Source organism: Bacillus sp. SIMBA_154, assembly GCF_046536015.1.
GTDB lineage: Bacteria > Bacillota > Bacilli > Bacillales > Bacillaceae > Bacillus > Bacillus pumilus_P.
This window is the reverse complement of the sequence record NZ_JAWJBV010000384.1, coordinates 1-259: the sequence shown is the minus strand read 5'-3', so window position 1 is coordinate 259 and position 259 is coordinate 1. Positions and strand designations below refer to the sequence as shown.

At 35.9% G+C, this 259-nt stretch carries 1 protein-coding gene; it reads right to left on the bottom strand.

Features of this window, described 5'->3' with window-relative positions; translation table 11 throughout:
- A partial coding sequence (locus R0K30_RS22470) for a polysaccharide pyruvyl transferase family protein (RefSeq protein ID WP_410613116.1) occupies positions 1 to 259 on the bottom strand: 259 nt, incomplete at both ends.

Below are 259 nucleotides of genomic sequence, written 5' to 3'. Positions count from 1 at the left end.
AATCCGAATTTATCGTACAGATATTTAACTCGATCTAAAGCAACTAGTCCAATAGTTGGCACTCCCATTGAAATCGCACAGACATTTGAGTGAAACCTTGTTCCAATTACTAAATCACTACTTTTATATATTGAAAAAATGAATTTAGCTCCCTCGTCATGCTGCAGACAAGGTGCTACAAACACGGAATTTCTTAAAGTAAAATCGTCTAAAGCTTCGAGTACTTGGTAGATGGCTTTTATGTCACTAGGTATATGAG